This is a genomic window from Modestobacter sp. I12A-02662, assembly GCF_041028325.1.
Classification (GTDB): domain Bacteria; phylum Actinomycetota; class Actinomycetes; order Mycobacteriales; family Geodermatophilaceae; genus Modestobacter.
Map to the genome: position 1 here is coordinate 301,948 of NZ_JABGDE010000003.1, position 25,471 is coordinate 327,418.

29 protein-coding genes are annotated in these 25,471 nt (G+C 75.3%); 11 read left to right on the forward strand and 18 right to left on the reverse strand.

Going from position 1 to position 25,471, the window contains the following annotated elements:
• Positions 1-44: 44 nt before the first annotated feature.
• A complete protein-coding gene (locus tag HL189_RS04240; protein WP_369132454.1) occupies positions 45-956 on the reverse strand; it encodes a metallophosphoesterase in 912 nt (303 codons plus the stop codon).
• Positions 957-1,025: 69 nt separating this feature from the next.
• Here HL189_RS04240 and HL189_RS04245 point away from each other — a divergent pair, with 69 nt between their 5' ends.
• The gene (locus HL189_RS04245; RefSeq protein WP_369132455.1) at positions 1,026-1,478 is read left to right on the forward strand and encodes a GatB/YqeY domain-containing protein; all 453 of its coding nucleotides are present in this window, start codon (positions 1,026-1,028) and stop codon (positions 1,476-1,478) included.
• A 23-nt stretch (positions 1,479-1,501) separates the two neighbouring features.
• On the opposite strand, the gene HL189_RS04250 is transcribed toward HL189_RS04245, so the two are convergent.
• The 3 genes from HL189_RS04250 to HL189_RS04260 all read right to left on the reverse strand — a co-directional run bounded on the left by HL189_RS04250 (position 1,502) and on the right by HL189_RS04260 (position 6,062).
• Positions 1,502-3,739, reverse strand: coding sequence for a transglycosylase domain-containing protein (locus tag HL189_RS04250; RefSeq protein WP_369132456.1), 2,238 nt, complete (start codon positions 3,737-3,739; stop codon positions 1,502-1,504).
• Positions 3,740-3,849: 110 nt separating this feature from the next.
• On the reverse strand, positions 3,850-5,058 hold the full coding sequence (locus HL189_RS04255; RefSeq protein WP_369132457.1) for an ArsA family ATPase: 1,209 nt from the start codon (positions 5,056-5,058) through the stop codon (positions 3,850-3,852).
• The gene (locus tag HL189_RS04260) at positions 5,055-6,062 is read right to left on the reverse strand and encodes an ArsA-related P-loop ATPase (RefSeq protein ID WP_369132458.1); all 1,008 of its coding nucleotides are present in this window, start codon (positions 6,060-6,062) and stop codon (positions 5,055-5,057) included. Before HL189_RS04260 ends, HL189_RS04255 begins: the two co-directional genes overlap by 4 nt.
• Positions 6,063-6,123: 61 nt before the next feature.
• Here HL189_RS04260 and HL189_RS04265 point away from each other — a divergent pair, with 61 nt between their 5' ends.
• The 3 genes from HL189_RS04265 to HL189_RS04275 all read left to right on the forward strand — a co-directional run bounded on the left by HL189_RS04265 (position 6,124) and on the right by HL189_RS04275 (position 7,732).
• Positions 6,124-6,297, forward strand: a complete 174-nt coding sequence (locus HL189_RS04265) for a DUF4177 domain-containing protein (protein ID WP_222262339.1) — start codon at positions 6,124-6,126, stop codon at positions 6,295-6,297.
• A 10-nt stretch (positions 6,298-6,307) separates the two neighbouring features.
• Entirely contained in the window at positions 6,308-6,778 is a 471-nt protein-coding gene (locus HL189_RS04270) for a RidA family protein (protein WP_369132459.1), read from the forward strand.
• Between the two features lie 135 nt (positions 6,779-6,913).
• On the forward strand, positions 6,914-7,732 hold the full coding sequence (locus HL189_RS04275) for an NUDIX hydrolase (RefSeq protein ID WP_369132460.1): 819 nt from the start codon (positions 6,914-6,916) through the stop codon (positions 7,730-7,732).
• A 91-nt stretch (positions 7,733-7,823) separates the two neighbouring features.
• Here the strand turns inward: HL189_RS04275 and HL189_RS04280 are convergent, their stop codons facing one another.
• On the reverse strand, positions 7,824-8,498 hold the full coding sequence (locus tag HL189_RS04280) for a Crp/Fnr family transcriptional regulator (RefSeq protein WP_369132461.1): 675 nt from the start codon (positions 8,496-8,498) through the stop codon (positions 7,824-7,826).
• A gap of 164 nt (positions 8,499-8,662) precedes the next feature.
• The gene (locus HL189_RS04285; RefSeq protein WP_369132462.1) at positions 8,663-8,947 is read right to left on the reverse strand and encodes a hypothetical protein; all 285 of its coding nucleotides are present in this window, start codon (positions 8,945-8,947) and stop codon (positions 8,663-8,665) included.
• A 158-nt stretch (positions 8,948-9,105) separates the two neighbouring features.
• Here HL189_RS04285 and nth point away from each other — a divergent pair, with 158 nt between their 5' ends.
• From nth to HL189_RS04310, 5 genes are read left to right on the forward strand one after another with little or no spacing between them, the layout of a single operon-like run.
• Positions 9,106-9,915, forward strand: a complete 810-nt coding sequence (nth, locus tag HL189_RS04290) for an endonuclease III (RefSeq protein ID WP_369132463.1) — start codon at positions 9,106-9,108, stop codon at positions 9,913-9,915.
• Positions 9,912-10,520 carry a TlpA family protein disulfide reductase gene (locus HL189_RS04295; protein WP_369132464.1) on the forward strand — a complete coding sequence of 203 codons (609 nt, stop codon included), beginning with the start codon at positions 9,912-9,914 and terminating at the stop codon, positions 10,518-10,520. The genes nth and HL189_RS04295 overlap by 4 nt, the downstream gene beginning before the upstream one ends.
• Positions 10,517-11,284 (forward strand): CoA pyrophosphatase, encoded by a 768-nt coding sequence (locus HL189_RS04300; RefSeq protein ID WP_369132465.1) that lies wholly within the window; start codon positions 10,517-10,519, stop codon positions 11,282-11,284. The genes HL189_RS04295 and HL189_RS04300 overlap by 4 nt, the downstream gene beginning before the upstream one ends.
• Complete coding sequence (locus HL189_RS04305) at positions 11,281-11,760, forward strand: plastocyanin/azurin family copper-binding protein (protein WP_369132466.1); 480 nt, start codon at positions 11,281-11,283, stop codon at positions 11,758-11,760. Before HL189_RS04300 ends, HL189_RS04305 begins: the two co-directional genes overlap by 4 nt.
• Before the next feature lie 7 nt (positions 11,761-11,767).
• Positions 11,768-12,949: a MarP family serine protease gene (locus HL189_RS04310; protein WP_369132467.1), complete on the forward strand. Its 1,182-nt coding sequence runs from the start codon at positions 11,768-11,770 to the stop codon at positions 12,947-12,949.
• A gap of 47 nt (positions 12,950-12,996) precedes the next feature.
• Here HL189_RS04310 and HL189_RS04315 read toward each other — a convergent pair whose 3' ends face one another.
• The 3 genes from HL189_RS04315 to acs form a co-directional block, all read right to left on the reverse strand.
• The gene (locus HL189_RS04315; RefSeq protein ID WP_369132468.1) at positions 12,997-13,923 is read right to left on the reverse strand and encodes an alpha/beta fold hydrolase; all 927 of its coding nucleotides are present in this window, start codon (positions 13,921-13,923) and stop codon (positions 12,997-12,999) included.
• Positions 13,924-13,936: 13 nt separating this feature from the next.
• A complete protein-coding gene (locus HL189_RS04320) occupies positions 13,937-14,440 on the reverse strand; it encodes a phage holin family protein (protein ID WP_369132469.1) in 504 nt (167 codons plus the stop codon).
• Between the two features lie 240 nt (positions 14,441-14,680).
• Entirely contained in the window at positions 14,681-16,660 is a 1,980-nt protein-coding gene (acs, locus tag HL189_RS04325; RefSeq protein ID WP_369132470.1) for an acetate--CoA ligase, read from the reverse strand.
• Between the two features lie 131 nt (positions 16,661-16,791).
• Between acs and HL189_RS04330 the strand changes: the two genes are divergently transcribed.
• Positions 16,792-17,517 carry a (2Fe-2S)-binding protein gene (locus HL189_RS04330; protein WP_369132471.1) on the forward strand — a complete coding sequence of 242 codons (726 nt, stop codon included), beginning with the start codon at positions 16,792-16,794 and terminating at the stop codon, positions 17,515-17,517.
• A gap of 174 nt (positions 17,518-17,691) precedes the next feature.
• On the opposite strand, the gene HL189_RS04335 is transcribed toward HL189_RS04330, so the two are convergent.
• The 4 genes from HL189_RS04335 to HL189_RS04350 form a co-directional block, all read right to left on the reverse strand.
• The gene (locus tag HL189_RS04335; RefSeq protein WP_369132472.1) at positions 17,692-18,507 is read right to left on the reverse strand and encodes a serine hydrolase domain-containing protein; all 816 of its coding nucleotides are present in this window, start codon (positions 18,505-18,507) and stop codon (positions 17,692-17,694) included.
• A 134-nt stretch (positions 18,508-18,641) separates the two neighbouring features.
• Positions 18,642-19,217 carry a hypothetical protein gene (locus HL189_RS04340; protein WP_369132473.1) on the reverse strand — a complete coding sequence of 192 codons (576 nt, stop codon included), beginning with the start codon at positions 19,215-19,217 and terminating at the stop codon, positions 18,642-18,644.
• Between the two features lie 21 nt (positions 19,218-19,238).
• Positions 19,239-20,267, reverse strand: a complete 1,029-nt coding sequence (locus HL189_RS04345; protein ID WP_369132474.1) for an S-adenosylmethionine:tRNA ribosyltransferase-isomerase — start codon at positions 20,265-20,267, stop codon at positions 19,239-19,241.
• Positions 20,264-21,019: an SDR family NAD(P)-dependent oxidoreductase gene (locus tag HL189_RS04350; RefSeq protein WP_369132475.1), complete on the reverse strand. Its 756-nt coding sequence runs from the start codon at positions 21,017-21,019 to the stop codon at positions 20,264-20,266. Before HL189_RS04350 ends, HL189_RS04345 begins: the two co-directional genes overlap by 4 nt.
• A gap of 48 nt (positions 21,020-21,067) precedes the next feature.
• On the opposite strand from HL189_RS04350, the gene soxR reads away from it, so the two are divergent.
• On the forward strand, positions 21,068-21,535 hold the full coding sequence (gene soxR / locus HL189_RS04355) for a redox-sensitive transcriptional activator SoxR (protein WP_369132476.1): 468 nt from the start codon (positions 21,068-21,070) through the stop codon (positions 21,533-21,535).
• A gap of 6 nt (positions 21,536-21,541) precedes the next feature.
• Here the strand turns inward: soxR and hflX are convergent, their stop codons facing one another.
• The 5 genes from hflX to HL189_RS04380 all read right to left on the reverse strand — a co-directional run bounded on the left by hflX (position 21,542) and on the right by HL189_RS04380 (position 25,423).
• Positions 21,542-22,660 carry a GTPase HflX gene (gene hflX, locus HL189_RS04360; RefSeq protein ID WP_369132477.1) on the reverse strand — a complete coding sequence of 373 codons (1,119 nt, stop codon included), beginning with the start codon at positions 22,658-22,660 and terminating at the stop codon, positions 21,542-21,544.
• Between the two features lie 102 nt (positions 22,661-22,762).
• Positions 22,763-23,020 (reverse strand): helix-turn-helix transcriptional regulator, encoded by a 258-nt coding sequence (locus HL189_RS04365; protein WP_369132478.1) that lies wholly within the window; start codon positions 23,018-23,020, stop codon positions 22,763-22,765.
• The gene (locus HL189_RS04370; RefSeq protein ID WP_369132479.1) at positions 23,017-23,871 is read right to left on the reverse strand and encodes an ABC transporter permease; all 855 of its coding nucleotides are present in this window, start codon (positions 23,869-23,871) and stop codon (positions 23,017-23,019) included. The genes HL189_RS04365 and HL189_RS04370 overlap by 4 nt, the downstream gene beginning before the upstream one ends.
• Positions 23,868-24,797, reverse strand: coding sequence for an ABC transporter ATP-binding protein (locus HL189_RS04375; RefSeq protein ID WP_369132480.1), 930 nt, complete (start codon positions 24,795-24,797; stop codon positions 23,868-23,870). Before HL189_RS04375 ends, HL189_RS04370 begins: the two co-directional genes overlap by 4 nt.
• A 71-nt stretch (positions 24,798-24,868) precedes the next feature.
• On the reverse strand, positions 24,869-25,423 hold the full coding sequence (locus HL189_RS04380) for a dihydrofolate reductase family protein (RefSeq protein WP_369132481.1): 555 nt from the start codon (positions 25,421-25,423) through the stop codon (positions 24,869-24,871).
• Between the last annotated feature and the right edge of the window lie 48 nt (positions 25,424-25,471).

A 25,471-nucleotide genomic window follows, 5' to 3' on the forward strand; every position in this document is an offset into this window, starting at 1 on the left:
CCGCTCCTCGCTCGTTCCTCGCTGCGATGCTCCCGGGGCTGCCGTCAGGCGGGCCTCGGGGTCAGCGTCAGCAGCGTCGCCTCCGGCGGGCAGGCGAACCGCACCGGCGCGTACGGGCTGGTGCCGAGCCCGGCCGAGACGTGCAGCCAGGTGCCGGTCGGGTGCTGCGGCGTCGGCTCGGCCCACCGGTGCAGCCAGCGGACGTGCTGCCGGTCGATGCCGCAGTTGGTGACCAGCGCGCCGTAGAAGGGCACCCGCAGCTGCCCGCCGTGGGTGTGGCCGCACAGGAGCAGGTCGTAGCCGTCGGCGGCGAACCGGTCGAGCACCCGCGGCTCGGGGGAGTGCACCAGCCCGATCCGGACGTCGGCGTCCGGGTCGGCGGGGCCCGCGACGTCGTCGTACCGGTCCCGCTTCAGGTGCGGGTCGTCCAGCCCGGCGAAGGCGATCCGCCGTCCGTCGACGGTCAGCGTGCCCCGGGCGTTGGTCAGGTCCAGCCAGCCGCGGGCGGTCATGCCGTCGCGCAGCTCGTGCCAGGGCAGGGGGTCCCCGAGCACCCGCTTGTGGTCGGTCTTGAAGTACTTCAGCGGGTTCTTCGCGCGCGGGGCGTAGTAGTCGTTGCTGGCCAGCACGAAGACGCCGGGCAGCTCCATCAGCGGGTCGAGCGCGCGCAGCGTGGGCGGGACGGCGTCCATGCCGGCCAGGTTGTCCCCGGTGGTGACCACGAGGTCCGGGGCGAGGTCGGCGAGGCCGGCCACCCACTCCTGCTTGCTGCGCTGGCCCGCGGTCATGTGCAGGTCCGACAGCTGCAGCACCCGCAGCGGCGCCTGCCCGGGCGGCAGCACCGGCACGTCGAAGCGGCGCAGCGTCCAGCGGGTGCGCTCGACCAGGCTCGCGTAGGCCACGGTGGCGGCCCCGGTGGCCAGGACGGCGGTGGGGACGGCGGTGCTCGCGCGCATCCCCCGAGCCTAGGGCCGCCCGCGGAACTGCGTCGTCGCGGCCGGGCGGCAGGTGGCAGGCTCGGCCCCGTGGCTGAACTGAAGGACCGACTGCGCGCCGACCTGACCACCGCGATGAAGGGGCGCGACGAGCTGCGCACCGCGACGCTGCGCATGGTGCTCGCCGCCGTCTCCGCCGAGGAGGTGTCCGGCAAGGAGGCTCGCCAGCTGTCCGACGACGAGGTGCAGGCGGTGCTCCGCCGCGAGGCGAAGAAGCGTCGGGAGGCCGCCGAGGCCTACGCCGGTGCCGGCCGGGCGGAGCAGGCCGACCGGGAGCGGGCGGAGGAGGGCGTGGTCGCCGGTTACCTGCCGGCGCAGCTGGAGGACGCCGACCTCACCGCGCTGGTGGCCGACGTCATCACCCGCACCGGCGCCGCCGGGATGAAGGACATGGGCAAGGTGATGGGTGCCGTGCAGGGCCAGGTGGCCGGCCGCGCCGAGGGCGGCCGGGTGGCCGCGGAGGTCCGCCGCCAGCTCGGCTGAGAAAGGACCCTGCTGCAGGGCCGTCAGCCGGTGGGCTGGGCGCCGTCGTTGGTGTCCGGGACGCCCGGGTCCTCCGGGGCGCTCGGGGCCGGCTCGCTCGGCGCCGGTTCCGCGGGCGGGGCCGGCGCCGGGGCGCTCGGGGCCGGGGAACCCGGGGCCGGAGTGGTGCCACCGCGCCGACGGTCGTCGTCGTCGTCGTCGTTGCGTGGGGCGGGCGCGGGCGCGCTGCCGCTGCCCCGCGTGCCGGCGGCCACGGCCGGGTCGGCGGGCGGGAAGGTCCCGGTCGGACCCTGGTTCAGGACCGGCGCCATCGCGTCGTGCCAGATCTGGGCCGGCTTGTTGCCGCCGTAGCCGCCGACGTTCTGGTTCTCCTTGGGGTTGAGCACCATCACGCTGGCCGCGTACTCGGGCGTGAAGCCCACGAAGGCGGCGGAGAACTGGTTCTGCGACGTCCCGGTCTTGCCCGCGATCTGGTGCCCGGGGACGTTGGCCCGCTGCCCGGTACCGCTGGTCACGTCGTCGACCAGCACGTTCGCGAGGGTGTTGGCGACCCCGGGCGGGATGGCCTCGGCCGTGCAGTTGTCGTTCTTGACCAGCGGCTGGCCGTCGTCACCGGTGAGCGGCTGGCCGCTGCGGTCCAGGACCTGCACCACCGGGGTCGGGTCGCACTGCGTGCCGCTGGCGCCCAGCGTCGAGTAGGCGCTGGCCAGGTACAGCGGGCTGGTCGCGAACGGGCCGAGGGTGAACGAGCCCATCCGCCCGTCGATGATCGACTGCGCCTGCTCGTCGATCGACTTCAGGCCCATCCGCTGGGCCATCCGCACCGGCCCCTCGACGCTGCCGAGGGCGTCCTGGAGCGCGACGAAGTAGGTGTTCGACGACCGCACCAGCGCGTCGTGCATGTTCAGCCGGTTCGGCAGCGTGCCCACGTTCCCGATCGGGCCGTAGGGGGCGCCGCGGGTGCCGCCGTTCTTCTTGTACACGCGGGAGTAGTACGGGTCGCTGGTGGTGATGTGGTAGTTCACGCCGAAGCCCTGCTCGAGGGCGGCGGCGGCGGTGAACACCTTGTAGGTCGACCCGGAGCCCTGGCTGGCGGCCACGTTGAGGTTCACCGACTCGCACGCGGCGTTCACCGTGACGTCGCACCCGAACTGCCGGTTGACGCTCATCGCGAGCACCTTCCCGGTGCCCGGCTCGACCGCGGTGAAGATCCCGGCCAGCGAGTTGCCCATCGGCAGGGTGGCGACCACCGCCTGGTCCCCGGCGATCTGCACGTCCGGCCGCAGGGTGGTCTGGATCGTGTAGCCGCCGTTGTCGAGCTCGGTCTGGGTCAGCCCCAGGGTGCGGATCAGGTAGCTCTGCAGGTAGTCGCAGAAGAACCCGCCGACGGAGGCCGAGGCGCAGCCGTTGGGCGGGCTGGCGCCCTCGACGGTCGGGATGGGGCTCGCCGAGATCTCGGTCAGCTCCTGCTCGCTGATGTGGCCGAGCTGGAACATGCGGTTGAGCACCTGGTTGCGCCGGGCCGCGGCCGCGTCCGGGTTGTTCAGCGGGTCGTCGGCGGCCGGGCTCTGCACCAGGCCGGCCAGCACCGAGGCCTGGGGGAGGGTGAGGTCCCAGGCGTTGACGCTGAAGTAGGTCTGGGACGCGGCCTGGATGCCGTACGCGCCGTGCCCGAAGTAGGCGATGTTCAGGTACCGGGTGAGGATCTCGTCCTTGGAGTAGGTCTTCTCCAGGGCGAGGGCCAGCCGGGCCTCACGCAGCTTGCGGCCGGGCGTCTGCTCGGTGGCGGCCTGCCGCTCCTCCGGGCTGTCCGCGGTCTGCAGCAGGGTCTGCTTCACCAGCTGCTGGGTGAGCGTGGAGCCACCCTCCTGCACGCTGCCCGCGGCCACGTTGGTGACCAGGGCGCGCATGGTGCCCTGCACGTCGACGCCCCGGTGCTCGTAGAACCGGGAGTCCTCGATGTCGACGATCGCCTGCTTCATGACCGGCGAGATCTGGTCCGCGGTGACCGGCGTGCGGTTGTTCTCGTAGAACTGCGTGATCACCTGGCCGTCCGCGGCGAGCACGGTGGTGTTGCCGTTCGGCGTCTTGTCGGTGAGCTCGACCGGCAGGGCGTCGAGGAGGCTGGTGGAGTTGCGGGCGACGAGCCCGGTCCCGCCCACCCAGGGCAGCAGGAGGGCGGCGACCAGGAGGCCGGCGGCGACGATCGCCGTGGCCAGCTTCGCGAGGGTGCCCAGACGGAGGCGTGCAGACTCGGACATCGCCCGCCAAGGTACCGGTCCGGAGCACGCCGGCGGCGGGCCCGGCGTGGCGACGCGCGGGCACCGGCGCGCCGCCGGACCGCCAGGTCAGCCCGCGGTCGGACCGGGCCTCAGGCGGCCGGCGGCCGGGCCGGCAGCACCCGGCTGCGCGGCGTCCCGGTGCCGGTCGCGGTCTCCTCCGCCATCAGCGCCTCGCCCATGACCCGCAGGCCGTCGAGGTCGTGGATGTCGCCGCCGGTCGCGGGCACCGTCCGGATCGGCACCCCGGGGTGGGCGCTGGTGAACCGGTCGGCCAGCCGCTGCTCGCGGGTGGCCTGGGTCAGCCGCTCGGCGTGCACCCGCAGCGCCCCCGCGGCGAGCTTCGCGCCCGGGCCGCCGGCCTCGGCGACCGCCTCCGCCGCGGCGTCGGCCCGGGTCGCCGACAGCGCCGTCGTCGCCGGGGGGTGGGTGCGGTTGAGCACCAGCCCGGCCAGCGGCATCCCCTCGGTGGAGAGCCGGTCGACGAAGTAGGAGGCCTCGCGCAGCGCGTCGGGCTCCGGGGCGGCGACGACGAGGAACGACGTCCCCGGCTGGCGCAGCAGCTCGTAGGTGGCCGTCGCCCGCTCGCGGAACCCGCCGAACATGGTGTCCAGCGCGGTGATGAAGGTGGAGATGTCGGCCAGCAGCTGGCCGCCGAGCACCTTGCTGATGATCCGGCTGAAGATCATGAAACCCGCGCCGACCAGCCTCACCCCGGCCCGCCCACCGGCCCGGGCGGGCGCGGTGAGCAGCCGGATCATCGTGCCGTCGAGGAACCGGGAGAGCCGGTTGGGGGCGTCGAGGAAGTCCAGCGCCGAACGGGACGGCGGGGTGTCCACGATGATCAGGTCCCACCGGTCGGTGGCCCGAAGCTGGCCGAGCTTCTCCATCGCCATGTACTCCTGCGTGCCGGCGAAGGAGGAGGACAGCGCCTGGTAGAAGGGGTTGGCGAAGATCTGCTCGGCCCGGTCCGGGGTCGAGTGCGCGGCGACGACGTCGTCGAACGTCCGCTTCATGTCCAGCATCATCGCGTGCAGCGAGCCGGCCAACCCCGGCGTCTCGACCAGCCGCGGCTCGTTGTCCAGCTCCTGCAGCCCCAGGGACTGGGCCAGCCGGCGGGCCGGGTCGATGGTGAGGACGACGACGTGCCGGCCGGCCTCCGCCGCGGCGAGCGCGAGCGCGGCCGACGTCGTGGTCTTGCCCACCCCGCCGGACCCGCAGCAGACGACGATCCGGGTGGCCGGGTCGGCGACCAGCCCGGCGAGGTCGAGCGGGGGCGCGAGGTGCGGCGGTCGCGTCACGCGGCCACCTCGTCGCGCAGGTGCGTCTCCAGCCGCTCGGAGAGGTCGAACAGGCAGCCGACGTCCATCGGCCCCACGGTCAGCGGCAGCTCCACGGTGGGCCGGTGCAGGGCCGCCACCTGCTCGCGCAGCGCGTCCTGCGACGACCACCGCCGCGCGTGCTCGACCGCCTCGGCGGCCAGCGCGTCGGCCAGCTCCAGGCCGCCGGGCACGCCCGCGGAGGTCAGCGCGGGGAGCAGGTCCCGGCCGGTGAGCCGGCCCTCGGCCGCGCGCCCCAGGCTGGCCGCCGGCAGCAGCGGCTCGGTCGCCATGTTCACGATCACCGAGCCGACCGGGAGGCCGGCCGCGGTGAGCTCCGCGATGGCGTCGGCGGTCTCCTGCACCGGCATGTCCTCCAGCAGGGTCACCAGGTGCACCGCCGTCCGCGGGGAGCGGAGCACCGCCATGACCCCGTCGCTCTGCGACTTGATCGGACCCGACCGGGCCAGTCCGGCGACCTCGTTGGTGACGTTGAGGAAGCGGGTGATCCGGCCGGTCGGGGGGGCGTCGACGACCACGGCGTCGTACACCGGCCGGCCGCCGGCGCGCCGGGTCACCGCCTCCTTGATCTTGCCGGTGAGCAGCACGTCGCGCAGGCCCGGGGCGATCGCGGTGGCGAAGTCGACCGCGCCCATCTTCCGCAGGGCCCGGCCGGCCCGCTTGAGGTTGTAGAACATGTCGAGGTACTCGAGGAACGCCGCCTCGACGTCGATCGCCAGCGCCTTCACCTCGCCGCCGCCGCGTGCGACCGCCACCCGCCGCTCCTCGTAGGGCAGGGGAGGGGTGTCGAAGAGCTGGGCGATGCCCTGGCGGCCCTCGGTCTCGACCAGCAGCACGTGGCCGCCGTCGGCGGCCAGGGCCAGGGCCAGGGCGGCGGCGACCGTGGTCTTGCCCGTCCCGCCCTTGCCGGTGACCACGTGCAGGCGGGGGGCGGACGGCTCTCCGGTCGGGGACGCGACGCTCACCCCTGGAAGCCTACGAGCGGCGGCCGACTCCGGCCTGTCCCGGCTGCGCTAGCGTCGCGGCATGAGCTCACCGGCCCGCCGTACCTGGGAGTACGCGACCATCCCGCTGCTGATCCACAACACCAAGGCGATCCTGGACTCGTGGGGCGTCGACGGGTGGGAGCTGGTGACCGTCCTGCAGGGACCGGGCGGCGGGGACCAGCTGGTCGCCTACCTCAAGCGACCCACCAACTGAGGCGGCCACGATGAGCGAAGCTCCCGTCAGCTGGCACGCCCGCCTCGCCGAGCTCGGCGTCCGGCTCCCCCCGGTGGCCACCCCGGTCGCCTCCTACGTGCCCGCGGTGCGCAGCGGCCAGCTGGTCTACACCTCCGGCCAGCTGCCCTTCGTCGACGGCGGCCTGCGCCGCACCGGCAAGGTGGGCGGCTCGGTCGACCCGGAGGAGGCCGCCGCCGACGCCAAGGTGTGCGCGCTCAACGCGCTCGCCGCGGTCGACGAACTGGTCGGGCTGGACGCCGTGGCGCGGGTCGTGCGGGTGGTCGGGTACGTGGCCAGCGCGGAGGGCTTCGGTGGCCAGCCGCGGGTGGTCAACGGCGCCAGCGAGTTCCTCGGGCGGGTGTTCGGGGACGCCGGGCAGCACGCCCGCAGTGCCGTGGGCGTCGCGGAGCTGCCGATGAACGCCCCCGTCGAGGTCGAGCTGGTCGTCGAGCTGAGGTGAGCACATGACGCCGCGACCCTCCGGGCCGCACCGCGGCCAGGGAGCGGTGTCCGTTGCGCCGAGCGTGGCGCCGTGTCCTCGGCGGGAGGCCTCCGGCCCCCGTGCCGGGTCCACCGCCTCCTTCGTCGGCGTGGCATGAGCCATCCGGCCCCGGAGGCGGTCCGGCCGGCCGCCACGGTCCTGCTGCTCCGCGACGGCGCCGCGGGCCTGGAGGTCTACCTCCTGCGCCGCACCCGGGGCATGCCGTTCGCCGGTGGGATGAGCGCGTACCCCGGGGGCGGGGTCGACGAGCGGGACGGGAACACGCCGCTCGCCTGGGTGGGGCCGGCACCGGCGGAGTGGGCGGACTCCCTGGGGGGCGACGAGCGGCTGGCCCGCGAACTGGTGTGCGCCGCCGTCCGGGAGACCTTCGAGGAGGCCGGCGTCCTGCTGGCCGGTCCGGCGGCGGACGGCGGGGGGACGACGGGCCTGGTGGACGACGTCTCCAGCGAGGAGTGGGAGCGCGAGCGCCGCGCGCTGCTCGCCCACGAGCTCTCCCTCAGCGAGCTGCTGGCCCGCCGGGACCTCGCGCTGCGCGCGGACCTGCTGCGCCCGTTCGCGCACTGGATCACCCCGCCCGGGGAGGCGCGGCGCTACGACACCCGGTTCTTCGCGGCGCTGATGCCGGCCGGGCAGGAGGCGCGGGACGTCTCGGGGGAGGCCGACGAGGCAGTCTGGACGACGCCGGCCGCCGCGCTGACCGAGCACCGTGCCGGCACCCGGCCGATGCTGCCGCCCACGATCCACACCCTGGAGCAGCTGACGGCGTTCCCGGACGCCGCGTCCGCGCTGGCCGGGTCCCCGCCGGCGCCGCTGGAGCCGATCATGCCGGCCTTCGCCGAGGAGCCCGGCGGCCTGTTCGCCGTCCTGCCCGACGGCACCCGGATCCGGATGGTCCTGCCGCTCCCTGCGTGAGGAGCGCATGCGAGGCGGTCCCCGCTGCAGCACGACACGGCGAAGGGCCCCGCTCCGGGTGGAGTGGGGCCCTTCGCCGGCTGTCGGGACGTCAGCGCGCGCGGCGGCGCAGGCGCTCCTCGTCGAGGACGACGACCGACTTGCCCTGCAGCTGGATCCAGCCGCGGTGCACGAAGTCGGCCAGCGCCTTGTTGACCGTCTCCCGCGAGGCGCCGACCAGCTGGGCCAGCTCCTCCTGCGTGAGGTCGTGCTTGACCCGCAGGCCGTCGCTCTCCCGGCTGCCGAACCGGTCGGCCATCTGCAGCAGCGCCTTGGCGACCCGGCCCGGCACGTCGGTGAAGATGAGGTCGGCGACGGAGTCGTTGGTGCGCCGCAGCCGCCGGGCCAGCACCTGCAGCAGGCGCTCACCGATCTCGGGGTGGGCCTCGATCCACGGCCGCAGCATCGACTGCGGCATCTTCGCCAGCCGCACGTCGGTCACCGCCGTCGCCGTCGCCGTGCGGGGACCGGGGTCGAACACCGACAGCTCACCGAACTGGTCGGACGGACCCATGACGGCCAGCACGTTCTCCCGGCCGTCCGGCGCCCGCCGGGACAGCTTGATCTTGCCGGAGAGCACGACGTAGAGGCTGTCGCCCGACTCGCCCTCGTTGAAGACCACTCGGCCGCGTGGCAGCGTCACCGTCTCGAGGGAGCTGGCCACCGGCTCGACGGACTCCTCCGACAGCCCCTGGAAGAGACCGGACTGGGCAAGTACCTCGTCCACGTGCACCTCTCGAACGTCCTCACGGGTGCGATGGCGACCCGCGTCCTCGGAGAGTCTAGGGCCTGTGGCCAGACTCACCGGTGCGGTGCGTCACCGGGGTGCCCACTCTGAGTGGTAGCCCCTGGCCGGAGGGTGGTCCTGAGGGACCGGATGTGAGATCTCGATCACCCTGACTGGCGGCTGTGCTCCGGGTGCTTGTGCTCCCAGTCGGTGAGCGCCGGCTCGGGTGAGCGGCGGGCGCGTCCGCGGCGGCGGTCCCGCCACCGGCTCATGGCCCGGCGGATGCCGGAGGTGGCGAGCGTGCCGACCTCGCCGGCGGTCGCGGAGTCGAGGAAGTCCTCGACCTCGCGCTGTGAGGTGGGGCGCCGCAGGGGCTCCTCCACCCGCTCCATGACCAGCAGGAACGCGATCAGCAGCGGAGGGAACAGGATGACGACGAGGGCGACCACGGGAACCTCCTCGGCGGCGTCTTCCGGGCTGGGCGGCCCGGGGGGAGAGACGACGTCCGTCGTTCGGTGGGGGACGTACCCAGCGCGGAGCCGGACCGTGCACCACCGACGAGTATGACCGGCAGTGGGCGTCGGTGCCGACGCCTACCCTGCAGTGCGTGTCCCAGTCCGCCGAGCCCGCCGGCACCTCGCCCTACGCGCGGCCGGTGCGCGCCCGCCGTCCCGGCCCGGTGGCCCGCCTCGGCGTGGGTGCCTTCGACCCCGCGGAGAGCCCGCTCGCCCGCACCCGGCGGGCCCGCCGGATGGCCCGCGAGCTGGCGGTCATCCACCCGGACGCGCACTGCGAACTGGACTTCACCACCCCGCTGGAGCTGCTGGTGGCCACCGTGCTGTCCGCGCAGACCACGGACAAGATGGTCAACAAGGTCACCCCGCGGCTGTTCGCCCGGTACCCGACCGCCGCCGACTACGCCGGCGCCGACCGCGCCGAGCTCGAGCAGATCCTCAAGCCCACCGGGTTCTTCCGGGCCAAGGCCAACTCGGTGATCGGGCTGGGGCAGGCGCTGGTCGAGCGGTTCGACGGGGAGGTCCCCGGCCGGCTGGCGGACCTGGTCACGCTGCCCGGCGTGGGGCGCAAGACCGCCAACGTGGTGCTGGGCAACGCCTTCGGCGTCCCGGGCCTCACCGTCGACACCCACTTCGGCCGGCTGGTGCGCCGGTTCGGCTGGACGGCGGAGGAGGACCCGGTCAAGGTCGAGGCGCAGATCGCCGAGATCATCCCGAAGAAGGAGTGGACGATCTTCTCCCACCGGGTGATCTTCCACGGCCGCCGCGTGTGCCACGCCAAGAAGCCCGCCTGCGGGGCGTGCGGGCTGGCCGCCTGGTGCCCGAGCTTCGGCATCGGGCCGCTCGACCCGGAGGCCGCGGCGAAGCTGGTGAGGTCCCCGGCCGCCTCGGACACCGAGTGAGCCGCCGCCCCCGGGCCCGCGCCGCCCTGCTGACCGGCGCCCTGGTGACCGGTGTCCCGGCGCTGCTCGCCGGCTGCACGTCCACCGCCGCCGGCGGGCCGGACGCCGCGCCGGCGAGCACGGCGGTCGCCGACGTCGACACCGGCCTCACCGCCTGCGCCGAGCAGCCCGACCAGCCCGCCGCGACCACCGACCTGTCCGGCATCGCGCTGCCCTGCTTCAGCGGCGGCACCCTGGACTTCGACCGCGCCCAGGGGACGCCCACGGTGGTGAACCTCTGGGCGAGCTGGTGCGGCCCGTGCCGCGAGGAGCTGCCGCTGGTCCAGCAGCTGGCCGACGCCGCCGGCGACCGGCTGCGGGTCGTCGGTGTGGCCAGCCAGGACGGCGTCCCGCAGTCGACCTCCTTCGCCGCGGACGCCGACGTGACCTTCCCGAGCGCCTTCGACGGCGACGGGACGGCGATGACCGCGCTCGGGTTCGCGGCGCTGCCCTACACCCTCTTCCTCGCCGCCGACGGGTCGATCGCCCACGTCGAGGTCGGTCAGGTGGAGTCGCTGGCGGAGTTCGAGCAGCTCGTCGGCGAGCACCTGGACGTGCAGCTGTGAGGCCCGCCGAGGAGCTCACCGGGCTCCCCGAGCACGTCCGGCGGCTGGTCGCCGCCGCGGCCGACCTGCCGCTGCAGCACCGGCACGGCCGGCCCTCGGCCAGCGCCCGCCGTTCGGCGGTGCTCATCCTGCTCGGTGAGGGCCCGGCCGGGCCGGACGTGCTGCTGATCGAGAAGTCGCCGCACCTGCGCAGCCACGCCGGCCAGCCCGCGTTCCCCGGCGGCGGCGCCGACCCCGGGGACGACTACCCGGTGGGCACCGCGCTGCGCGAGGCGGAGGAGGAGGCCGGCATCGACCCGGCGGGGGTCCGGGTGCTGGTCACGCTGCCCGAGCTGTTCCTCGGGCCGTCGGACAACCTGGTCGTGCCGGTCGTCGGCTGGTGGGACGACCCGCGCGACGTCACCGTCGGCGACCCCCGGGAGGTCGCCCGGGTGGCCCGGGTCCCGCTCGCCGAACTGGTCGAGCCGGCCAACAGGTTCCGCGTGCGGCACCCGTCGGGCTACGTGGGTCCGGCGTTCGGCGTGGCCGACATGGTCGTGTGGGGGTTCACCGCGGGCCTGCTCGACGCCGTCCTGGAGGCCGCCGGGCTCAACCGCCCGTGGGACCAGCGCGACGTCCGGCCGCTGGAGCTGCTGCCGGCCGGGCCGCTGGAGAGCACGCCGGACGACGAGCCGCTGGACGACGACCTGGCCGACCGCGCCGCGCCGACGGTGGCCGACGACGCCGGACAGCCAGGTACCGCGCGTACGGTTCCGGGGCGATGAGCGCAGCTCCCCCCGGGACCCGGTCCGGCCGGCCCCCGTCCGCGTCCCGCCGTGCCCGCCTCGGGGCGCTGGTCCTGCTGCTGGCGGTCCTGAGCGGCTGCACCAACCGGGAACCCACCTTGCCCGAGCCGACCCGCGCCACCGCCGCGGACGTCGGCACGGTCACCACCGACGACGCCGGCGTCCAGGAGGTCACCCTCGAGACCGGCGACGACTACGTCTTCACGCCGGCGACGTTCACCGTGGCGCCGGGGACGGTGCGCGTGACGGTCCGCAACATCGCCGAGCAGATGACCCACAACTTCGAGTTCAGCGAGGGGCAGGGGCCCGCCCCCATCGCCGAGCGCATCCCGGTGCTCGGCCCCGGCCAGAGCGAGACCATCGAGTTCACCGTGACGGCACCGGGGGACTACCAGTTCGAGTGCACCTTCCACCTCCGGCTCGGTCAGGTGGGCACGATGACGGTCACGGGCTGACCGGGCGATGTCCCTGGTGGACGTGGCGCTCATCGCGCTGGCCCTGCTGTTCGCCCTGTCCGGCTTCCGGCAAGGGCTGATCATCGCCGCGACGTCGTTCGTCGGCTTCTTCGGGGGCGCGGTGCTCGGCGCCCAGCTCTCCGGCCCGCTGGCCGACCAGCTCGCCGAGTCGTCGGTGACCCGGGTGTTCGTGGCCCTCGTCGTGGTGCTCGCCGGGGCCCTGCTGGGGCAGCTGGTCGCGGGGCTGGTCGGCCGGGCGGTGCGCCGGCGGGTCACCTGGGAGCCGGCCCGGATGGTCGACGCCGTGGCCGGGGCGGTGCTGTCCTCGGTCGCCGTCCTGCTCGTCGCGTGGATGGTGGCCACGCCGCTGGCCAGCTCGCCGTTCCCGGGGGTGTCCGGGCAGGTGCGGCAGTCGGCGCTGGTGCAGGCGGTCGACCATGCCGTCCCCGGCAAGGTGCGCACGCTGTACGACTCGCTGCGCGAGGCGATCGACCGGCGGGGCCTGCCCGACGTGCTGGACCCGCTGACGCCCACCCAGGCCCGCGAGGTCCCCGCGCCCGACCCGGCGCTGCAGGCCAGCCCGATCGTCGGCCGGGTGCAGGGATCGGTGGTGCAGATCCGCGGCATCGCCACCTCCTGCTCCCGGCAGATCGACGGGTCCGGCTTCGTCTACGCCCCGCAGCGGGTGATGACCAACGCGCACGTGCTGGCCGGCGTGGACGAGGCGGTGGTCACCGCCGAGGGCGAGACCTACGACGCCGTCCCGGTCTTCGTCGACGAGGCGACCGACGTCGCGGTGCTCGCCGTCCCCGGGTTGCCGCAGGTGCCGCTGACCTGGACACCGGCACCGGTCGACACCGGTGCCGACGCGATCGTCATGGGCTACCCCGGCGGTGGCGGGCTGTACGTCGGGCCGGCCCGGGTCCGTGACCGCGGGGAGATCAGCGGGCCCGACTTCCGGGCGACCGGGACCGTCGAGCGCGAGGTGTACGCCCTGCACGGGCAGGTGCGCGCCGGCAACTCGGGCGGTCCGCTGTTCGCCGCCGACGGCACCGTCCTCGGCGTGGTCTTCGCCTCTGCCATCGACGACCCGGACACCGGCTACGCGCTGACCCGGGCCGAGGTCGCCGTCGCGGCGGACACCGGGATCGGCGCCACCGCGCTGGTCGACACCGGCGCCTGCGAGTAAGCGGACCCCGCCGCAGCGGGTCCCTGCACGGGGGCCTTTCCAGTCCGTCACCTCGCCCAGGTGGTGATGGCGGTGGTGACCTCCTCGGCGGCCTCCTCGTGGGGGAAGTGGCCGATCCCCGCCAGCTCGCGCCACTCGTAGGCGCCGGCCACGTAGCGGCCCGAGCCCTGTGCGGTGCGCGGGAGGACGTACGGATCCGCGGCGCCGTGCAGCTGCAGGGTCGGCGCGGTGATCGGCGCGGCCATCCGCCGGGCGAAGCGGAGCCCGTCGGGGCGCAGCTGGGAGCGGCCCGCCCAGCGGTAGTACTCCATCGCGCCGTAGGCGGCCTGCGGGATCCGCGTGGCGGAGCGGTACCGCTGCACCGCCTCGGCGAAGTCGGCGGTGTGCACCCACGACGGCCCGGCCCACCGGCGCATGAGCTCGGCGACCGGGTCGTCGTCGGCGCGGGTGAGCCGGCGTTCGGGCAGCCGGGGGAGCTGGAAGCGGAGGGCGTGGGCCAGCGCCCGGCGCTGCCGGCGGTCCGCCATCGAGCTGCGCAGCTGGCGGGGGTGGGCGGTGCCGACGACCACCAGCCGGCGCACGCTGCGCGGGTGCAGCGCGGCCATCGTCCAGGCCACCAGACCGCCCCAGTCGGCGCCGACGACGACGGCGTCCTGCTCCCCGAGCGCGCGCACCACGGCGGCGGCGTCGGCGGCCGCGGTCGGCAGGTCGTAGCCGCGCGGCGGCTTGTCGCTCGCGCCGTAGCCCCGCAGGTCGGGGGCGACGACCCGGAGCCCGGCCGCGGCCAGGCCGGTCAGCTGCGACCGCCAGGCCCACCAGAACTCGGGGAACCCGTGCAGCAGCAGCACGAGCGGGCCCTCCCCGGCCTCGGCGGCGTGCAGGCGCACCCCGTTGGCCGAGACGTCCCGGTGGGTCCAGGGACCGGGCAGCAGGACGCTGGTGGCGTCGGGCGGTCCGTCCTCGGGGCTCGTCACCGGCGTCCGGGGGTCAGGTGAGGCGGGCGTGCGGGTCCTGCCGGACGACCTGGCCGTCGCGCACGGTGGGGAGGTCGCGCTTCCGCTGGCCGGGCTGCTCCCGGCGGACGACGTCGGGCAGGTCGTGCAGCGTCTCCAGCGTCCGCGCCGGCTTCTCGATCTTCTTGAGCATGCGCAGGCCGATCAGCCCGGCGACCCCGGCGATCAGCAGGAGCAGGAAGAAGACGATCAGGTAGGAGACCCAGCGGGCCAGGCCCAGCCAGGTCAGGAACTCGGCCAGCGCGATGAAGAAGAAGACCGCGGCGAAGGCGGCCATGACCCCGGCGACGGCGAACGAGCCGACGCTCACCCCCGCCCGCTTCGCCGAGCTGCCGATCTCGGCCTTCGCCAGCTCGATCTCCGACCGGATGAGGGTGGAGACGTCGGCCATCGCGCTCTGCGCGAGGGCACCGACGGAGGGTTCGGCGGAAGCGGCGGACGATCCCGCCAGCCGGTGCAGCGGTGCGCTGTGGGCCACGGATGGGCTCCTCCCTGGTCGGCGCAGGTCGGCGACCCGGCTCGGTGGACTGGGGATGATCGTGCCGCATGACGGCTCCGGCCGCCGATCCAGGACCACCCGGCGGAGGGACGCGCGGCGACGCTCGTGCTCTGAGTCGTCTGTGCACTCAGAGCACGAGCGTCGTGGAGGCGGTCCGAGGCGGCCCCCTCCAGGGCACCGCCCCGAGCTTGCGAGGGGTGGGGGGGAGGGGGTCCTTTCTCAGTCCTCCGACGACGCGGCCGGCAGGTTGGCGCTGATCAGGTCCATCACCGAGGAGTCGGTGAGCGTGGTGACGTCGCCGAGGTCGCGGTTCTCGGCCACGTCGCGCAGCAGGCGGCGCATGATCTTGCCCGAGCGGGTCTTCGGCAGCTCGGCGACCACCATGATCTGCCGGGGCGAGGCGATCGGGCCGATCTCCTTGCGGACGTGCTGCCGCAGCGCCTTGACCAGGTCCTCGCCGGAGTCGACGGCGTCCCCGCGGAGGATCACGAACGCGACGATGCCCTGCCCGGTGGTGGGGTCGGTGGCGCCCACCACCGCTGCCTCGGCGACGGTCGGGTGGCTGACCAGCGCCGACTCCACCTCGGTGGTGGAGATCCGGTGGCCGGAGACGTTCATGACGTCGTCGACCCGGCCGAGCAGCCAGATGTCGCCGTCCTCGTCGAGCTTGGCCCCGTCGCCGGCGAAGTAGATGCCCTGGCCGTAGCGCGACCAGTAGGTGTCCTTGTACCGCTCGTCGTCGCCCCAGATCGTGCGCAGCATCGACGGCCACGGGTCGGTCAGCACCAGGTACCCGGTGGCGCCGGGCTCGATCGGGTTGCCCTCCTCGTCGACCACCTTCACGCCGATGCCGGGGAACGGCCGCTGCGCCGAACCGGGCTTGAGCGTGGTCACGCCCGGCAGCGGGTTGACCATGTGGGCGCCGGTCTCGGTCTGCCACCAGGTGTCCACGACCGGGCAGCGACCGCCGCCGATGTTCTTGTGGTACCAGAGCCACGCCTCGGGGTTGATCGGCTCACCGACCGAGCCGAGCAGCCGCAGCGAGGAGAGGTCGAAGCCGGCCGGGACGTCCTCGCCCCACTTCATGAAGGTGCGGATCGTGGTCGGGGCGGTGTACAGGATCGTGACGCCGTACTCCTGCACGATCTCCCACCAGCGGCCGCGGTGCGGGGTCTCCGGGGTGCCCTCGTACATGACCGAGGTGGCCCGGTTGGAGAGCGGCCCGTAGACGATGTAGCTGTGGCCGGTGACCCAGCCGACGTCGGCCGCCGTCCAGAAGACGTCGGTGTCGGGCTTGATGTCGAAGCTCGCCCAGTGGGTGTAGCTGACCTGGGTCAGGTAGCCGCCCGAGGTGTGCAGGATGCCCTTGGGCTGCGCCGTCGTCCCGGACGTGTACATGATGTAGAGCGGGTGCTCGGCGTCGAACGCCTCCGCGGCGTGCTCGGTCGACTGGCGGTCCACGAGGTCGGACCACCAGACGTCGCGGCCCTCGGACATCTCGACGTCCTGCCCGGTGCGCCGGACGACGAGCACGGTGCGCACGCCCTCGGTCTTGGTGAGCGCCTCGTCGACGTTGGGCTTGAGCCCGCTGGGTGCGCCCCGCCGGTAGCCCCCGTCGGCGGTGATGACCACCTTGGCGTCGGCGTCGGTGATCCGGCTGGCCAGCGCGTCGGGGGAGAAGCCGCCGAAGACCACCATGTGGACCGCGCCGATCCGGGCGCAGGCCAGCATCGAGACGACGGCCTCGGGGATCATCGGCATGTACAGCGCCACCCGGTCCCCGGCCTGCACGCCGAGCTCCACCAGCGCGTTCGCCGCCTTGCAGACCTCGTCCTTGAGCTGGGCGTAGGTGATCGTGCGGGTGTCCCCGGGCTCACCGATCCAGTGGTAGGCCACCTGCTCGCCGTGCCCCGCGTCGACGTGCCGGTCCACGCAGTTGACCGCGACGTTCAGCTTCCCGCCGACGAACCACTTCGCGAACGGCGGGTTGCTCCAGTCCAGCGCCTGGTCCCACTCCTGCGCCCAGTCCAGCCGGCGGGCCTGCTCCTCCCAGAAGCCCACCCGGTCCGCGGCCGCACGCTCGTAGACGTCGGGACCCGCGTTCGCGGCCGCCGCGAACGCCTCCGGTGGCGGGAACCCGCCCTCGGGCAACTCGTGGGTCAGGCCCTGCGCCTGGGTGCCGGCCTCTGTATCGCTCATGCGCCACCTCCGCCGTCCGGGCGCCGCCCCCGAGGCGACACCGACTCGGTCCTGACCCTATGACCCCGGTCACGTCCGCGTCCCCTCCAGGCAGCGTGCGGTCTGCCGGCGGCCCCCGGCAGACTGGCCGGGTGGACGGCGCAGCGCGCGACGACGGCGCCGCGGCGGCGGTCGTGGCCCGGGTGCCCGGGGCGGCCGCGCTCGGGCTGCTGCCCCCGCCGGGTGCGGCTGCCGTCCCCGGCACCCTGCTCGCCGATCCGGGCTGGACGGCGGAGGTCCTGGCGGTCCGCGCCGTCCGGGCGGGCACCGGCGACCGGCGGGTGCTGGCGACCGTGTGGTGGTACTCGCTGTCCAGCGTGCTGCTGACCCCGGCGCTCGCCGGGCTGGTCACCGGCCGGCCGCTGTCGGGGCGCCTCGACGACACCGCCGTGCACCTGCGGGCGGGCGCCGCGCCGGTGGCCGCGACGGCGACCGCCGGCCGCGGCGACCTGGCCGGGGAGCTGCGCGGGACCCTCGCCGCCGTGGTCGCCGCGGTGGCCGGGGCCGGCGGCGTGCGGGAGCGACCGCTGTGGGCCGTCGCGACCGACTCGCTGGCCAACCGGCTGCTCGCGCTGGGCCGCGCGCTCGGGGACGTGCCCACCGCGGCCGCGCTGGCCGGGCCGCTCGCGGCGGCCGTGGGCGCGCCGCTGCCCGCGCCGCGGTACGAGGACGTCGCCGGGGCGCGGTTCACCCGCCGGGCCTCCTGCTGCCTGCTGTACCGGGTGCCGCACGAGGCGCTGTGCACCTCCTGCCCGCGCCGCCACCCGGCCGAGCGGCGGGTCCTGCTCGAGGACACCGCCGCCCGGCTCCGGGCCTGAGGGTCCAGCCGCAGATCGCGGCGTCGACGGCGTCCTCGACCTGCACGTACTGCTCGAGCGAGGTGGGGGTGGCGGTCACCGCGACCACCGCGCCGCGGCCGTCGGCGGTCACCGCGTTGCGGGTCGAGTAGCCGGGGATGTCGTCCCCGTGGCCCCAGGCCACGACCCCGCAGCTCAGCGTGGTGGCCAGCGGTCGCCGGGCGCGGCGGCGAAGTACCCGTGCGGGTGCTCCCCGCGCAGCGACACCTCGCCCTCGGCCGGCCAGTACGTGCCGGCCAGCTCCAGCGGCTCGACCACCCGGCGGGTGACCTCCTCGCCGACCGGCCGGCCGGTGACCTCCTGCACCAGCAGGCCGGCGACCACGTAGTTGGTGTTGCTGTCCTGCCACGCCGTGCCGGGCGCGAACACCGCGGGCCGGCTCAGCGCGACGGCCAGGAGCTGGTGCGGTTCGACGAAGCGGTGCGGGGCGCCGTCGACCAGGTCCGGGACGAGCTGGTCGACGTACTCGGGCAGGCCGCTGGTGTGCTGCAGCAGCTGGCGGACGGTGATCGCGTGGCCATCGATGCCCTCTCCGCGGAGCAGCCCGGGCAGGTACGTCTCGACCGGGGAGTCGAGCTGCACCCGGCCCTCGCCCACCAGCTGCAGGACGACGGCGGACACGAACGTCTTGGTGTTGCTGGCGATCCGCACCTCGCCGTCGACCGGGACGGGGGCGCGGGTGGCCAGGTCGCCGACGCCGGCGGTCAGGTCGTGCACCTCGCCGTCGGCCCCGCGCACCGCGGCCAGCGCGCCGGGGAACCCGCCGGGGCCGGTCAGCCGGTCGAGGTCGGCCTGCAACGCGGACGCGGAGGGCGGCGCGTCCTCCGGGGGCGCGGCGGAAGCGGCCGCGGGGGCGAGCAGGCCGATGCCGAGCGCGGCGCACAGCGCGGTGGTGCCGGCGGCGCGGGCCAGCCGGCGGGACGACGAGGAGCGGGGGTGCGGACCGGTCACGGGACTCCCGGGGTCGGGTGGTCCGGCCGCTCGAGCCTCGCCACCCGCTCGCCCGAGGACCATCCCGCTGCCCGGCCGACCCGGGTTCCAGCTGGCCGGAACCCGGCAGGTCGCACGCCCCGAGGAGGTGGGCGTCAGACCGCGTCGAGCTCCGCGGCCCGGATCCGCCGGCTCGGCGTCGGCTCGCCGGCGAGCAGGGCCTTGAGGAACGGCGGGTCCGGCTCGTCGCCGAAGGCCGCCCGGGCGACCTCGACCGGCGGGTGCCCCGCCGCGGCGAGGACGGTGCGCCCGGCGGCCTCCATCGCCTGCCGCTCCCAGCGGATCGTCCACGCGCCGATCGGATAGGCCAGCAGCACGGTGATCCACAGCCACGGCACGGCCGACGCGAGCGCGAACAGCAGGACCACGTACACCACGAGCAGGACGACCAGGCCGATGCCGCCCAGCCGGTGGCGCCGCGCCGGCTCCGGCGATACCCAGCGCCCCAGGCAGGCCGCGAGGTGCCAGAACTGCCGCGCCGGGCCGGCGGTCAGCAGCGACCGCGGCACGGACACGACCCGCTCGCCGTCGGCCTCGCGGGACTGGGGCAGCCGCTCCTGCCCCCGCGGCTGGTCGACCACCAGCCGCGGGACCGGCAGTCCCGACGCCTCGGTCAGCAGGCGCAGCCGGTCCTCGAGCGTCGCGGCCGCGGGTTCGTCGTGGGTGCTCATCCCCTGCAGCATGACGGGTGGTCAGGGCAGGAAGAGCATCGCGTCGCCGAACTCGTGCCACAGGTAGCCGCCGCGCACCGCCTCCGCGTAGGCGCGCTCGACCAGGCCGGCCCCGGCCACCGCCTCGAGCAGCTCCAGGTGGCTCGCCTCGGGGGCGTGCAGCCCGGTGACCAGGCCGGTGACCACCCGGGCCGGGCGCTCGGCGCCGAGCACGAGGTCGGTCCAGCCGGCGGCCGGGCGGGTCCCGCCGTCCTCGCCGGTGGCGCTCTCCAGCGCCCGGGTGACCGTGGTGCCCACCGCGACCACCCGGCCGCCCGCGCGGCGGGTCGTGCCCACCAGCCGGGCGGTGACCTCGGGGACGGCGAACCGCTCCGGGGCCGGCGGCTCGTGCGCCTCCGGGCTGCTGACCCCGGTGTGCAGGGTCAGCGGCGCCACGACGACGCCGCGGGCCACCAGCCGGACCAGCAGCCGCTCGCTGAAGGGGCGGCCGGCGCTGGCCATCTCGGCGCTGCCGAGCTCGGTGGCGTAGACGTTCTGGTAGGCCTGCAGGGGGACGTCGCCGGTCACGTACCCGTAGCGGACCGGCCGGCCGTGCCGGGCGAGGAACGCCGCGGCCGGCGTCCGGGGCGTGACCTCCGCCCGCCACAGCCGCCCCGGGCGGGCCGGGTCCGGGAACCCGGCCCGCAGCGTCAGCCGGTGCCCGCCGGGCAGGCCCAGGGCGGCGCCGGGCTCGCCGCCGAGGTCGGGCCCGGAGTTGTCCGGCCGGCGCACCTCGACGACCCAGCCGCCGTCGTCCAGCTCGGTCGAGACGTGCAGCGGCACGACGACGCCGTCGGCCCGCCGGGCGTCCAGCCGCGCGGGCAGCGTGCCGGAGGTGTTGACCACGACGAGGTCGCCGGGCCGGAGCAGCAGCGGGAGGTCGCGGAACAGCGTGTGCCGGACCTCGCCGGGGGAGACCGCCATGAGGCGCACCTCGTCCCGGCTGCGGCCGGACCACTCGGCCGGCGCGGTCGCCTCCCGGTCCGGGGGGAGGGTGAACCGCGGGGTCATCGGGCCGCTCCGGCCGGCGCGAGTGGGAGGACCTCCCTGCCCCCCACCGCTCGCGAGCTCGCGGCGGGCCCCTGCAGGGAGGCCGCCCGGTATCGATCGCTGGGCAGCCGCTCCTCGACCAGCCGGAGGAGGGCGGGGACGACGGTCTCCGGAGCCGGCCGGTCGCTGACGTCCTCGCCGGGGAACGCGGCCTGCTGCATGTCGGTGGCCATGTCGCCGGGATCGACCGCCCACACCCGCAGGTCCGGGTGCTCGGCGGCCAGGACGGCGGCGAGGTGGTCGAGGGCGGCCTTGCTGCTGCCGTAGCCGCCCCAGCCGGGATACGCCTCGACGGCGGCGTCGGAGCTGACCGCCAGCACGCGGCCGCCGGCCCGGGTGAGAGCCGGGAGCAGCAGCTGGGTCAGCCCGAGCGGGGCCACCACGTTGACCTGCAGCACGCGGGTGAACGCGTCGAGGGGGAGGTCGGCGAGCGGTGGGAGGGGGCTGGGCCCGAGGTCGCTGGCGTTGTGCACCAGCAGGTCCAGCCGGTCGCCCACGGCGTCCGCGAGGGCGGCCCGGTGGGCGGGGTCGGCGACGTCGCCGGGCAGCGCGGTGACCAGGTCGGACGAGGGGAGGCCGGTGACGGCGGCGGCCAGCCGGTCGCCGTCCCGGGCGTCGAGGACGAGGCGCCACCCGCGGGCGGCGAGCTCGGTGGCGAGGGCGCGGCCGAGGCCGCGGGAGGCACCGGTGACGAGTGCGGTGGAGGTCTGCATGGGGCTAGGCTCGGACGTGAAGTCGACTTGAGGTCAAGGGGGTCGGCCGTGGAGCTGCTGACGATCGGTCAGGTGTCCGCGCGCTCCGGCGTGGCGCCCTCGGCGCTGCGCTACTACGAGCAGCAGGGGCTGGTCACGGCCACCCGCACCAGCGGCGGGGCCCGGCGGTTCCCCCGCAGCGTGCTCCGCCGGCTGGCGTTCGTGCGCGCCGCGCAGAACGTCGGGCTGTCGCTCACCGAGATCCGCGCCGCGCTGGACACGCTCCCCGGGGAGCGGCCACCCACGGCGGCGGACTGGGCCCGGCTCTCCCGCGGCTGGCGCGACCGGCTCGACGCGCAGATCGCCGCGCTCACCCAGCTCCGCGACGGCCTGGACTCCTGCATCGGCTGCGGGTGCCTGTCGCTGGACCGGTGCGCGCTGTCCAACCCGGGGGACGTCGCGAGCCGGGAGGGCTCCGGCGCCCGGTGGCTGTCCCCGCTGCTGCGCCGGGTCCCGCCCACCTCGAACGCGGGCTGAGCGGCCTCAGCCGCGCGGCAGCCGCGCGGCGATCGCCGCGCGCAGCTCGTCGAGGCCCTCGCCGGTCCGGGCCGAGACCGGCACCGCGCCGGGGTGGGCTCGGCGCAGCGCGGCCAGGCACTCCGGCGGCGCGGCGTCGACCTTGTTGAGCGCCAGCAGCTCGGGGTGGCCCTGCACGCCGAGCTCGCCGAGCACCCCGCGCACCGTGGCCACCTGGGCCGCCGCGTCGGGCGCGGAGGCGTCGACGACGTGCAGCACCAGGTCGGCGTCGACGACCTCCTCCAGCGTGGGCCGGAACGCGTCGACGAGCTCGTGCGGCAGGCGCCGGACCAGGCCCACCGTGTCGGTGACCGTCACCGTCCGGTCGTCGGGGAGCCGGGTGCGCCGCAGGGTCGGGTCGACGGTGGCGAACAGCGCCTCCCCGACCGGGACGTCGGCACCGGTCAGCCGGTTGAGCAGCGCGGACTTGCCGGCGTTGGTGTACCCGGTCAGCGCGACCGAGGGGACCCGCGAGCGGCGGCGGCCGAACCGGGACCGCTGCCGGCGCCGGCCGGTGTCGGCGACCTGCCGGCGCAGCAGCGCCATGCGCCGGCGCAGGTGCCGGAGCTGGGTCTCCAGGCGCTGCTCACCGGTGGCGCGGGCGGTGCCCTGGCCGCGCAACCGCGGCAGCTCGTAGGCGAGCTGCGCGAGCTCCACCTGCGCCCGGCCCTCACGGCTGCGGGCGTGCTGGGCGAAGATGTCCAGGATCAGCGCCACCCGGTCCACCACCCGGGCACCGATCCGGTCCTCGAGGTTGCGCGCCTGGTCGGGGCTCAGCTCGCCGTCCGCGATGACCATCGCGGCGTCCCGGTCGCGCACCAGGTCGGCCAGCCGGTCCACCTCACCGGCGCCGAGGTACGTCGCGGGGTCGGGCGCGTCCTGGGGCCGGGTGATCCGGCCGACGACGGCCACCCCGTCGGTCTCGGCCAGCCGCTCCAGCTCGTCCAGGCCACCGGGCCCGCTCGCGTCGGCGTCCAGGCCGAGCAGGACGGCGCGCGCCGGGTCCTCCCCGTCCTGCCGGGCCGCCGGGGAGCCGGTGTCCGGCAGGCCGGCGCCGCCGGAGCGGACGAGCCACGAACCGGGCATCACTGCCCCCTCTGCGCCGGCGGACCGGGGAGGCGGCTGTGCTCACCGTCGCCCGGGTGGCATCAGCGTCGCCGTGGGGAGCCCGGGGCGCCACCCGAGGGCTCAGGCCGAGGCGGAACCCGGTGGCCGGCGGTGCTGGTCGGCGACGCGGGGGAAGGGGGTGGTGGAGAAGACCGCCTCCACCGGGACGCCGAAGAACGTCGCGATCCGCAGCGCGAGGTGCAGGCTCGGGTTGTACTCGCCGCGCTCCAGGTAGCCGACCGTCTGGTAGTGGACCCCCAGGGCGTCGGCCAGCTCCCGCCGGGTCACGCCCTGCTCGGCGCGGAGCACCGCGATCCGGTTGTGGACGCCGTCGGTCACCTCACCCACTGCAGCGCCGCCTCCCGCGCGGCCTGCACCTGGGAACCCGATTGCCGCCGGGCCATCCGGCGCAGCACCCGCGGCGCGACGAGGCAGCCCACCACGCCCCACGCGACGAGCACCAGCACGGCGGTCCCCGGCCGCCAGACCCCGCCGAGCTCGGCCGCAGCCGCCGCGTCGGGCAGGAACGCCCAGCGCAGGCCGTGGCCCAGCCAGTAGACCGGGAAGACCTGCGCCACCGCCTGCAGCCAGCCCCACAGCGCCTGCACCGGCGCCACGATCCCGGAGATGCCCACGAGGACCAGCACCGGGAGCATCCCCCAGGTGCCCATCTTCTGGACGCCGGGCACGACCGCGCCGAGGACCATCCCCCAGGGCAGCGTCGCGAGCAGGCCCAGCAGGACCAGCCCCAGCACGGTCGCCCAGCCGGCCGCCCCGCGGTGCATCAGGTCGTCGAACAGCAACAGCGCGGGGAGGAGCACGACCAGCAGGGCCGGCGCGAGGGACAGCGACTGGAGGGTCAGCTGGCCGGTGACGTAGCCGGGCATCCCGTGCGGGAGTGCCTTGTGGCGGAGCAGCGTGCCGTCCTCCCGCTCCATCGCGAGCGCGTACGCCGGCCCGATGACCACGCCGAAGGTGAGGAAGCCGCCGAGGATGCTGGGCAGCGCGAAGCTCGGGTACAGCAGGCCGCTGTCCCCGACCTCGTCGTTCCGGTTGAACCACAGCCAGGCCACCGTGACCAGCCCGGTGAACAGGTAGAAGCCCTGGTCCTGCGGGCTGCGCAGGCTCTGCGCGAACTCGGCCCAGCCACGCCGCAGGCCCTGCCGGAACGCGTTCCGGGTGGGGTTCACCGGGTCACCTCCGCGAGCTCGGCCGGGCGGGCTGCGGACTCGAACCGCTGGACCATCGCCAGGTAGGTGTCCTCCAGGCCGGCCCGCCGCACCTCCAGGTCGGTGAGCTCCTCGCCGTGCTGGGCCAGCAGCTGCCGGACGAAGGGCACCGGCTCGGCGGTCGGGTGCACGAACACCTCGCCGTCGCAGGTCCAGCGCACCTCGGCGCGCCCGGCGACCTCACGGGCCAGCGCGTCGGGACTGCCGTCGGCGACGATCCGGCCGTCGGTGAGGATCAGGATGCGGTCGGCCAGCCGCTCGGCCTCGGCGAGGTCGTGCGTGGTGAGCAGGATGGTGGTGCCCTCCAGGTCCGACAGCCGGTGCACCAGGTCGTGGAAGTCCCGGCGGGCCTGCGGGTCGAAGCCGGCGGTGGGCTCGTCGAGGAACAGCAGCTCCGGGCGGCCGACGATGCCCACGGCGACGTCGAGGCGCCGCCGCTGCCCACCGGAGAGCGTCGCGATCCTGCGGTCGGCGCCGTCGGCCAGGCCGACGGTGTCCAGCAGCCACTCCACGTCGTAGGGGCGCGGGTGGTCGGCCGTCGCGTACGGCACGTAGTAGCCGCCCAGGTAGCCGAGCAGGCGGCGGGGGGTCCACCGCGGGTGGTCCCGCCAGGACTGGAGCACCACGCCGACCCGGGCCCGCCAGGCGTCGTCGCCGGTGGCCGGGTCGGCGCCCAGCACCCGGACGGTGCCGGCGGAGGGCAGCCGGAAGCCCTCCAGCACCTCGATCGTCGTCGTCTTGCCGGCGCCGTTGGGCCCGAGCAGGCAGACGACCTCACCGGGGTGGACGTCGAAGTGGACCCCGGTGAGGACCTCGTGCGTCCCGTAGCTCATCCGCAGGTCGCGGACGGCGACCACCGGCTCGGTGGACGGGGGGATCGTCGGCATCGGGCACTCCTGTCGCCGCGGCGGGGACGCCCGACATAGTAGGAGTGCTACATCCCGTAGCACCAGTGCTGTCAGCCCGGCCGCAACACCCGGAAGCGGAGGCTGGTCCGTGCGCCCATGTCGACGACGCCCAGCTTCTCCAGCGCGAGGCGGGGAGCGCGCTCGAACAACCGCAGGCCGTCACCGAGCAGCACCGGCATCACGTCGACCCACAGCTCGTCGACCAGGCCCGCGGCGAGCAGCTGCTGGTTCAGGTCGGCGCCGCCGATCACGGTGACCGCCCGGTCGCCGGCCAGCTCGGCGGCCCGGGCCACGGCCGCCTCCACGCCCGCGGTGACGAAGCTGAAGAAGAGCCGGTCGTTCCGCTTCGGCTCCACCGCCGGCGGGTCGTGCGTGAGCACGACGATCGGCACCTGGAACTCGTAGCCGTCCGCGTAGCCGTCCGGGTCCTCGGCGCCGTCGAAGGTGGTGCGGCCCATGAGCGCCGCGCCGGTCACCTCCCGGACCTCGTCCAGGTACGGCCCGTCCAGCTCCTCGAAGTCCGAGTACAGCATCCCGTGGTCCCCCCGCTCGTCGGCGATGAAGCCGTCCAGCGAGATCGTCATCCCGGCGATCACCTTCGCCACGGGTCCTCCTGCGGTCCGCACCCCGGCGGGGCGTCTGGAGCAGGGACC